Below are 9637 nucleotides of genomic sequence, written 5' to 3'. Positions count from 1 at the left end.
GCCGTACTGGTTTAAATTTAATCCACTATAATAGGTGAATATTTTTAGGAAGGGTAATCAATTCGCCCATGATGCTCCTTTTGATTTTATTAATCAATTGAAACGAATGAGTAAAACATTACCGTTTTTACCGGTAATCACGGCGGTAGAGGTCGTCTGAACGGCATCGGCATTTTCAGCCTGCGCCTGCCAGTACGTTCCCCGATACGAAACTTCATAGCAATCGCCGTGAAGGCGGCGGAGGATTTGAACGGTCTGTCCGATGTCCAAATCATCGTTCAATTCTTGGCGGGGCGTAGTTTTTTTGAATTTACTGTGTACCACCCAGATACCGACGGCGGACAAAACGGCTGCCGCAGCGACGGCAATCGAAGTATTACCGGTCAGCCCATACACCAATCCTGCGCCAAACAAAGCCGCACTGACAACCAAGAGATATACAGTACCGACAAACAGCTCGACAATCAGGACGGCGGCAGCGGCAATAAACCAAGTGGTCATGCGGGATTCCTTTCATTATCAATGTAAATGTATAGGGACAGGCTTCATCATAGCCGTATCGCAGGTAATATTCAAACGGCTTTGACTCGGGAAAGGTCGTCTGAAAACGGGGAAGGCCGCTTTCAGACGACCTTTACTTCATACGAACCTCAATCCTCTTTTTTCTCCAACGCGGCAAAGGCGGCCTTCATGGTCGGGTTTTTGCGCACTAATTTTTTGACGGTCAGGTCGGTTGCTTTGTTGTTGGCGAGGCGCAGGTTGTTTTCTGAAGAGAGTAGGGCTTCTTTGGTTTTTTGCAGGTGGCTGATGGTTTTGTCGATTTCGTCGATGGCGGTTTGGAACTTGCGGCTGGCGAGTTCGTAATTGCGGGCGAAATCGGTTTTGAACTTGTCCAAGTCTTCTTCAAAGTGTGTGATGTCGATGTTTTGCGCGCGCATTTGTGCCAATTCCTGTTTGTATTTCAATGAATTGAGCGCGGCATTGCGCAACAGGGAGACGATGGGGATAAAGAATTGCGGGCGCACGACGTACATTTTCGGGTAGGCGTAGGATACGTCGACGATGCCGTTGTTGTAGAGGTCGCTGTCGGCTTCCAAGAGTGAGACGAGGACGGCGTATTCGCAGTTTTTCTCTCTGCGGTCTTTGTCCAACTCTTTAAAAAAGTGTTCGTTTTTCTTTTTGGTGGCGGTTTCGTCGTTTTCGTTTTTCATCTCGAACATGATGGAGATGATTTCGTTGCCTTCTTCGTCGGTTTCGCGGTAGATGTAGTCGCCTTTGCTGCCGGTTTTGGCGTCGTTGTCCTTGCCGAAGACGGCTTGGGGAAAGGCGGTGGTGCGGATGCGGTTGAATTCGGTTTCGCAGTGCTGCTCGAGGCTTTCTCCTATCATTTTGGTGGACTGTCTGGCTTTGAAGTCTTTGTAGAAGGCGATGGTTTCGTCTTTTTGTTTGAGTTCGGCTTCGTATTTTTCGCGCAGGCTTTGTTTTTCCAACTGGTTTTCTTTGGATTGCAGCATGAGCTGCGTGTTCAGATTGCCCAATTCGCGCTCTTTTTCGGCAACGGCTTTGGTGATTTCCAGCTCTTTTTCCATGTTTTTCGCCGTTTCCAGCGATTTTGCCTGCGCTTTCAGTTCGGCAATCAATTTATCCTGTTCGGCAATTTGCTCTTTCAGACGACCTTCGATTTCGGCGGCGGCAAGTTTGCTGTCTTTTTCGTAGGCATTGATTTGGTTGGATAGGGCGGCGATTTCGTGGTTTTTGTCGGCTAGGATTTTGTCAAACTGATTTTGCGCCTGCGCTTGGGCAAGCTGCATATCGCTTTGAAACTGCATCTGCGCCTGTTGCAGGCGCTCGTGGATTTCGGTTTGAAATTCTTGGGTGCGGACTTGGTTCAGGATGTCGGCGTAACTGGCTTCGTTGACGGTAAACGCGGTGTGGCAGTGCGGGCATTTGATTTCGTGCATGGCGGGTTTCCCTTTTGTTTGAGAGTGGGATTTTAGCAGAAAGGTCGTCTGAAAACCCTTGCGGGTTTTCAGACGACCTCGTCGCTTTAAATTCAATCGCAAGCTACGTTGCCAACATCAAGACTGAAATCGTGAAACTCGTTGAGCGTGCTGCGGTGGCCGATGCTGATGATGATGCTCTGCGGCAGTTTTTGCTTTAAGGCGCGGTAGAGCAGGGCCTCGGTCGGTTCGTCCAAGGCGGCGGTGGCTTCGTCGAGCAGGATGACTTTGGGCTGCGAGAGCAGGGCGCGGACGAAGGCGACGCGTTGCAGTTCGCCCGGGGAGAGTTTGTGTTGCCAGTCGTCGGGTTTGTCCAATTTATCAACGAGATAACCTAAGCGGCAGGTGTTCATGGCGTCGGCTAGTTCGGGATGCTGTTTGTCGATGTCGGGGTAACAAATCGCGTCGCGCAGGCTGCCTTGTGCCGTGTACGGGCGTTGCGGCAGGAAGAGGATGTCTTGATGCGGCGGACGGCTGACTTTGCCGCTGCTGCCGAACGGCCAAAGCCCTGCCAGCGCGCGCAGCAGCGAGGTTTTGCCGCAACCGCTCGGGCCGCGTATCAGCAGGGAATCACCGCTTTTGAGGTTGACGTTGATGCCGCTCAACAGGATTTCGCCGTTGTGGCGGAACAGGACGACGTTTTCCAGCGAGAGGTCGTCTGAAACTTCAGTAATGTCAGGTTGCTGCGCGCTGTGTTGTTCTTCCGTACTCAGCAAGAATCCGTACAGACGCTCCAGTCGGGCGCGGTAGGCGGTGAATTTGTTGTAGAACATCCGAAAGAAGGACAGGGCGTTTTGCAGTCGGGCGAAGGCTTGGACGGTCTGCTGGATGTCGCCGATTTTGATTTGCCCGGCAAACAGGCGCGGGGCTTGCAAAATAATGGGGAAGAGCTTAATTCCGTTGGTAAACATATCGTTAAAGCCGCTCAAGCAGACGCTTTGGCGGGCGATGCGCCAACGGTTGCGGATAATGGCCTTGAAGCGGTCGGCAAGCTGGTCGTGTTCGTGTTGTTCGCCGCTGTAAAACGCCACGCTTTCGGCGTGGTCGCGCACGCGGATGAGGGAATAACGATAGTCGCCGTTGAGCTTTTCGTTTTCATAGTTGTAACGAATCAGAGGGTTGCCTATCCACATGGCGATAAAGGTCGCCAAAATCACAAACATATAGACAAACCAAACGATGCCGTGCGGAATGTCGAAGCCGAACACGGTCAGGATGCCCGCCAAGCTCCACAAAACAACGGCAAATTCCAGCGAGGTAACGACCGAATTGACCATGCCGCGCACAAATTCTATGGTCGAGGCGATGAAATCCTGCGCGTCTTGTTGGATACGCTGGTCGATGTTGTCCGGCGCATGGCGGCGCATTTGCAGACGGTAGTAGTTTTTGTCGGCAAGCCAGCGCGTTGTCAGCACTTCATTGAGCCGCTCCGACCATTTAATCGCCAAGCCTTGATCGAGAAAGTCGTTGACGACGTTGTTAAACGCCCGCACCAACACCACGCCCGCGTTCATCGCTGCAAACATCCAAAACGCGGAGGCGTTCAAATCCTGCATCGAGTCGTAAAGTCCTTTGGACATAAAGGTACTCAATACATTCAGCCGCACTTCGGTCAGCAGCAGCGCAATCATCGCCGTAATCAGCAGCAATACTTTGACCGCGCTTTTCGGCGTCAGACACAGCCGCAGGATATAGGCAAACTCCCGCCCGAAGCGCGTTTCGCGTGCCAAAAACAGAATCACCGCCGAGGCGGCGGCGACCATCAATAAGGTCTGTAACAGCCAAGACGGCGTGGAATAAAGCTCGATTTGCCATTTTTGCATGTGCGTTGTCTCTTGGGGCAGGCAGCGGGCAGGGGTCGTTTGAAACCCTGATTCTCCGCTTAATAAAATAATTTACAATTACTATGGATAAAGTTTTGATTGATGTTGTATTTTTGTTTTTACAAATAGTTATCATCAATTTTTATAGAAAAGCAGAATATTATCAAATATAATTCCGCAGCAAAATTACTTTGTGATTTTTAACGCTTATTGCAACAAAAATAACCCACCTCAAAGACAGAAGGAATCTATGAACAGCAAATTAGCCCTGATGCCGCTTTTGATTATGAGCGCATTTTCTTATGCCGCCGATGAAGCGACGCCCGAAGCCCCAGTGCAACAGCAGTTGCAGGAAGTCCATGTCCGCGCCGACGCCAAACGCGTCAAAGCCGCCCGTTCTTACTCCATCGCCAGCGACGGCGACTTGCGCGACCGCGTGAACTTGGGCGTATTGGGCAAAGCCAATGCCTTTACCGCGCCGATTACCGTCGTCAACTACGACGAACAAGCCCTCAACAACACCGAAGCGCGTACTTTGGTGGATGCCGTAGCGAAAAAAGACGCTTCCGTTTGGCAGTTCGGCGGCGAAAGCAACACATTGACCGGCCTGTATTTCCGCGGTTATCAGCTTGATGCGCGCCAATTCAGCGTCAACGGTTTGGCAGGTATGTACGGCACGCAAGGCACAGCCAGCGTGCAAGTCGGCTCCGCGCAACTGATTAAAGGCGCGTCCACCACTGTAAACGGCATGGACCCTGAAGGCGCGGTATCCGGTTCCGTCAATATCGAGACCAAAAAAGCTGCAGATGAAGGCAACCGTAAAATCGGTTTGGGCTGGTTCAGCAACAACCGTGCTCAAGGCACATTCGACTTGGGTCAACGCTTCGGCGAAAACAAAGAATTCGGCGTGCGTGCCAACGGCAAGCTGCGCCACGGCGATACCCCGCGCCACGGTTACAGTGAAGACAACAAAGAATTTGCCTTGAATGCCGACTACCGCGGCGAAAAACTGCGCGTGGCGTTCGATTCCATCTACGCGAAACGCAAAACCAACGGCGGCCGCGCGCGTATGCAGGATATTCAAAACGCCAGCGGCCGCTTGTTTGACGCGCCTGAAGGCAAAGTGAATCTGGCGCCGAGCTGGCAGGCTCAAAACACGCGCGGTCAGACCAATATGCTGACCTTCGAATGGGATGCGTTTGAAAATGCCCAAATTACAGGCGGTATCGGCTACAACAATGCGCGCTATTACGGTAATTTCGCCTCTCCGACCGTTACGAGCAGCGGTTTAACCTACAATTCAGGTCGCGCACGTTTGACCGACCAGCGTTTCAAAACGCTCAGTATGAATCTGACTGCACGCGGCGAATTTGAAACCGGTCCGGTGAGCCACAACTGGAGTGCCGCATTTGACCGAATCGACCGCAAACGTACTACTTATCAAGGAGCACGTCAAACAAGAAGCAGCGTTATCGATCCAAGCCTTGATATTCCGACCCAATTGGCAAAATTGGATTCCAACTTAGGAAGCGCGTGGAGTGCAACGCCTTCATTGGATACCGTAATCAAAGTAAACAGTTTGGCGGTATCTGACACGCTTGGTTTTGCCGACAACAAATACCGACTCACTTTGGGCGGGCGTTTCCAAGCCGTCGAGCAGAAAAACAAATTAAACGGCCGCAAAGCGGATGCAAGCCGTTTCAGCCCGATGTTGATGGCGGCATGGGTTCCGCAGCCTGATTTGGTGGTTTACGGAAACTATATGGAAGATTTGGAGCCGTCCGACATCCGTACCGATGACGACGGTCATGTAACGATGGCAGATCCGCGCGTCAGCCGCCAATTTGAAGTCGGCGTACGCAAAAACTGGGGCGACTTTGTCACCACTTTAAACGCGTTCCAAATCAAACGCCCGGGCTACTGGCGCGGCAACACGACTTCAGGAACTGATTTCGCAGCGCGCAAAAATGCAGGCTTGGCTTATAGCGGTTCCGAGCAAGGCATGGAACGCAGCCGCGGTATCGAGTTCAATACCTATGCCAATTTGTTGAACAAAACCCTGCGTCCGAGCTTTGGTTTGATGTATCTGCAATCGACCGTAAAAGATTACCCGAATTTCGCCGACAATCTTGTTAACGGCGTGCAAGTCGCCAACCCGCGCGTGATTGCCAAAGCGGGCGTGGAATGGGACACCCCGTTTGCCAAAGGCTTGACCTTGAACGGCAACGTTTCGTACTTCGGCAAGTCTTACCAAGACACTCAAAAGCAATACGCCTTCCCATCCTATACCTTGGTTGACGTAGGCGCGCGCTACAAAACCAAACTGGGTAAAAACACCCTGACCGTCAGCAGCTCGGTAGAAAACCTGTTCAACAAAAACTACTGGCAGGTACAGCGCGGCCAATACGACCGCAGCTTCGCCGTCGTCGGCATGCCGCGTACTTACTGGCTGAAAGCGGAATTGGATTTCTAATATCCGGATAGACCAACCGGCAAAGACAAAGGTCGTCTGAAAATCCCCAATCAGGGTTTTCAGACGACCTTTTATATCAAGGGATAAATAATCTGCTGTTGTTTCTATACTGATTTCAAGATTTATTAAACGAAAGTCGTCTGAAAGCCTTGATAGTTTTTCAGACGACCTCTCATTGTTTGGAACCAAACGCTTTCTCAAGCCTCCAAGTTTTTACGCCACAACACCAACAGCTTACCGATATGCTGAACCAGTTGCGCATCGACGGCTTCGCACAACGCATTGCAAATTTCAACGCGTTCGGCGCGGTCGTCGCCGAATACACGGACTTTGATTAACTCATGCGCCGTCAGAGCGGCATCGGTTTCTTTGATAACGGACTCGGTCAAACCTTGTTGTCCCACCATTACAACGGGATGAAGGTGGTGGGCGCGGGCTTTCAATTCCAAAATTTCTTTGGTGCTTAATTTATTGTCAGTCATGTTCTAATGCTTGAAAAGAAAGAATAATGCGGCATTGTACGCGATTTGGCGCAATCTCGGGGGAAAATAACGTACAATACGGCGTTTCTCTATATCATTAAATAAATTATGGCAGTACGTTCAAAATCATCAAAAGCCTGGCTTCACGAACACGTAAACGATCATTACGTCCACATGGCGCAAAAAGACGGTTATCGCGCCCGCGCTGCATATAAACTGCTGGAAATCAACGAAAAAGACAAATTAATCAAACCCGGCACGGTTTTGGCGGATTTAGGCAGCGCACCGGGAAGCTGGTCGCAAGTCGCGGCAAAACTGGTCGGCAATTCAGGACGAGTGTTCGCATTGGATATCCTGCCTATGGATGAAATAGAAGGTGTTTCTTTTATTCAGGGCGACTTCAGGGAAGACGAAGTATTGGCGCAATTTGAAACCCTGCTGGACGCCCGTCCGCTAGACCTTGTAATTTGCGATATGGCACCCAATATGTCGGGTAACGCCGTAACCGACCAAGCCCGCAGCTTTTATTTATGTGAACTGGCTTTGGACTTTGCCGTCAATCATTTGAAAACGGGCGGCAGCTTTTTGGTGAAAGTATTTCAGGGAGCGGGCTATCAGGAATATATGGCAGCCATGCGTGAAATCTTCGGAACGGTGCAGACGCGCAAGCCCGAGGCATCGCGCAATCGTTCCAGTGAGATTTATTTATTAGGAAAAAATAAACGCTGACAATACAAGCAGCGTGTTTTAAAATCTTTCTTTCGTTTATCTTTATATCATGGAGCCTGGCTAAGTGGGGAATACCTTTAAGTCAATTCTGCTCTGGGTTGCTTTGTGCGTCGGCTTGATGGCTGCGTTCAATGCTCTGACCAGCAAGCAGGAAAACAAGCAGCAAATCGAATACTCTCAATTTATCCAACAGGTAAACAACGGTGAAGTAGCCAATGTCAATATCGAAGGCTCAGTCGTCAGCGGTTATCTGATTAAAGGCGAGCGTACCGATAAAACCTCTTTCTTCACCAATGCGCCTTTGGACGATAATTTGGTTAAAACGCTTTTGGACAATAAAGTCCGCGTCAACGTTATCCCCGAAGAAAAACCAAGCATGCTCGCCAGCCTGTTTTACAGCCTGTTGCCGGTATTGCTGCTGATTGGCGCATGGTTTTATTTTATGCGTATGCAAAGTGGCGGCGGCGGTAAGGGGGGCGCATTCTCTTTCGGTAAAAGCCGTGCCCGTCTTCTGGACAAAGATGCCAACAAAGTTACCTTTGCCGATGTTGCCGGTTGCGATGAGGCAAAAGAGGAAGTGCAGGAAATCGTTGATTACCTGAAAGCTCCAAGCCGTTATCAAAGTTTGGGCGGACGCGTTCCGCGCGGTATCTTACTGGCAGGCAGCCCGGGTACCGGTAAAACTTTGTTGGCAAAAGCCATTGCAGGCGAAGCAGGCGTACCGTTCTTCAGCATCTCAGGTTCTGACTTTGTTGAAATGTTCGTCGGGGTCGGTGCAAGCCGCGTGCGCGATATGTTTGAACAAGCGAAGAAAAACGCCCCTTGTATCATTTTTATTGACGAAATCGACGCTGTCGGCCGTCAGCGCGGTGCCGGTTTGGGCGGTGGTAATGATGAGCGCGAACAAACCTTGAACCAGCTTTTGGTCGAGATGGACGGTTTTGAAAGTAATCAGACCGTTATCGTTATTGCCGCAACCAACCGTCCGGACGTATTAGATCCCGCCTTGCAACGTCCCGGCCGTTTCGACCGACAAGTGGTGGTTCCACTACCCGATATTCGTGGTCGTGAACAGATTTTGAAAGTACACGCAAAAAAAGTGCCTTTGGATGCATCTGTCGATTTGGGTTCTTTGGCCCGAGGTACTCCCGGTTTTTCCGGTGCGGATTTGGCTAACTTGGTTAATGAAGCCGCCCTGTTTGCAGGCCGTCGGAATAAAACCAAAGTTGATCAAAGCGATTTCGAAGATGCCAAAGACAAAATCTATATGGGTCCCGAACGCCGCAGCATGGTAATGCATGAAGACGAAAAACGTGCGACTGCCTACCATGAAGCTGGTCACGCGATTGTTGCCGAAAGCCTGCCATTTACTGACCCTGTCCACAAGGTGACCATTATGCCGCGCGGCCGTGCGCTTGGTTTGACTTGGCAGCTTCCCGAACGCGACCGTATCAGCATGTATAAAGACCAAATGCTGAGTCAGCTTTCCATCTTGTTCGGCGGTCGTATTGCCGAAGACATCTTCGTCGGCCGTATTTCCACCGGTGCGTCCAACGATTTTGAACGTGCCACCCAAATGGCGCGCGAAATGGTTACGCGCTATGGGATGAGCGATAAAATGGGCGTAATGGTTTATGCAGAGAATGAAGGTGAAGTGTTCTTGGGACGCAGCGTTACCCGTTCTCAAAACATTTCCGAAAAAACGCAACAAGATATTGATGCTGAAGTACGCCGTATTTTGGACGAGCAATATCAGGTGGCCTACAAAATCCTTGATGAAAACCGCGATAAAATGGAGACCATGTGTAAAGCCTTGATAGATTGGGAAACCATCGATCGTGATCAAGTATTGGAAATTATGGCAGGCAAACAACCTAGCCCGCCTAAAGATTACAGCCACAATATACGTCAGGATAATGCGGAACCATCCGAACCAGAGCCTAAACCTCAAACTGTTGCTCAGGAATCTGCTCCGATTGAGTCTTTTGAAGACTCGGGAAATAAATCATAAATATGGGAAACGGCAGCTTATTAAAGCTGCCGTTTTTATTTTAATATGATTGAGTGAACTGGGAAGGAGGGAACGTGTTGACACCATCATTATTCAGACCGCCGGCAGCAAACAGCGTC

The 9637-nt window shown here is 50.4% G+C and carries 7 protein-coding genes; 3 read left to right on the top strand and 4 right to left on the bottom strand.

Features of this window, described 5'->3' with window-relative positions; all coding sequences use genetic code 11:
• Nucleotides 1–93 precede the first annotated feature (93 nt).
• From HMPREF3066_RS09860 to HMPREF3066_RS09850, 3 genes are all read right to left on the bottom strand, one after another.
• Nucleotides 94–501: an NfeD family protein gene (locus HMPREF3066_RS09860; RefSeq protein ID WP_019270913.1), complete on the bottom strand. Its 408-nt coding sequence runs from the start codon at nt 499–501 to the stop codon at nt 94–96.
• A gap of 149 nt (nt 502–650) precedes the next feature.
• Nucleotides 651–1961, bottom strand: a complete 1311-nt coding sequence (locus HMPREF3066_RS09855; RefSeq protein ID WP_070442600.1) for a DUF2130 domain-containing protein — start codon at nt 1959–1961, stop codon at nt 651–653.
• Between the two features lie 92 nt (nt 1962–2053).
• Nucleotides 2054–3823: an ABC transporter ATP-binding protein/permease gene (locus HMPREF3066_RS09850; protein ID WP_070442596.1), complete on the bottom strand. Its 1770-nt coding sequence runs from the start codon at nt 3821–3823 to the stop codon at nt 2054–2056.
• A 250-nt stretch (nt 3824–4073) separates the two neighbouring features.
• Here HMPREF3066_RS09850 and HMPREF3066_RS09845 point away from each other — a divergent pair, with 250 nt between their 5' ends.
• Nucleotides 4074–6296, top strand: a complete 2223-nt coding sequence (locus tag HMPREF3066_RS09845) for a TonB-dependent receptor (protein ID WP_070442593.1) — start codon at nt 4074–4076, stop codon at nt 6294–6296.
• Between the two features lie 197 nt (nt 6297–6493).
• On the opposite strand, the gene yhbY is transcribed toward HMPREF3066_RS09845, so the two are convergent.
• The gene (gene yhbY, locus HMPREF3066_RS09840; RefSeq protein ID WP_019271240.1) at nt 6494–6778 is read right to left on the bottom strand and encodes a ribosome assembly RNA-binding protein YhbY; all 285 of its coding nucleotides are present in this window, start codon (nt 6776–6778) and stop codon (nt 6494–6496) included.
• 108 nt (nt 6779–6886) lie between these two features.
• Between yhbY and HMPREF3066_RS09835 the strand changes: the two genes are divergently transcribed.
• On the top strand, nt 6887–7507 hold the full coding sequence (locus HMPREF3066_RS09835) for an RlmE family RNA methyltransferase (RefSeq protein ID WP_003762741.1): 621 nt from the start codon (nt 6887–6889) through the stop codon (nt 7505–7507).
• 64 nt (nt 7508–7571) lie between these two features.
• Nucleotides 7572–9518 carry an ATP-dependent zinc metalloprotease FtsH gene (gene ftsH / locus HMPREF3066_RS09830; protein WP_070442590.1) on the top strand — a complete coding sequence of 649 codons (1947 nt, stop codon included), beginning with the start codon at nt 7572–7574 and terminating at the stop codon, nt 9516–9518.
• The last annotated feature ends 119 nt before the right edge of the window (nt 9519–9637 follow it).

Origin of the sequence: Neisseria sp. HMSC03D10, from assembly GCF_001807625.1 — a bacterium.
Lineage (GTDB): Bacteria > Pseudomonadota > Gammaproteobacteria > Burkholderiales > Neisseriaceae > Neisseria > Neisseria mucosa.
The sequence above is the reverse complement of the archived record's forward strand: the minus strand, read 5'-3'. Positions and strand labels throughout refer to the sequence as shown.

Bases quoted from the DNA above. Each gene is read 5' to 3' on its own strand.
- HMPREF3066_RS09860 (WP_019270913.1), bottom strand. From the start codon at position 501: ATGACCACTTGGTTTATTGCCGCTGCCGCCGTCCTGATTGTCGAGCTG.
- HMPREF3066_RS09855 (WP_070442600.1), bottom strand. From the start codon at position 1,961: ATGCACGAAATCAAATGCCCGCACTGCCACACCGCGTTTACCGTCAAC.
- HMPREF3066_RS09845 (WP_070442593.1), top strand. From the start codon at position 4,074: ATGAACAGCAAATTAGCCCTGATGCCGCTTTTGATTATGAGCGCATTT.
- HMPREF3066_RS09835 (WP_003762741.1), top strand. From the start codon at position 6,887: ATGGCAGTACGTTCAAAATCATCAAAAGCCTGGCTTCACGAACACGTA.
- yhbY (WP_019271240.1), bottom strand. From the start codon at position 6,778: ATGACTGACAATAAATTAAGCACCAAAGAAATTTTGGAATTGAAAGCC.
- HMPREF3066_RS09850 (WP_070442596.1), bottom strand. From the start codon at position 3,823: ATGCAAAAATGGCAAATCGAGCTTTATTCCACGCCGTCTTGGCTGTTA.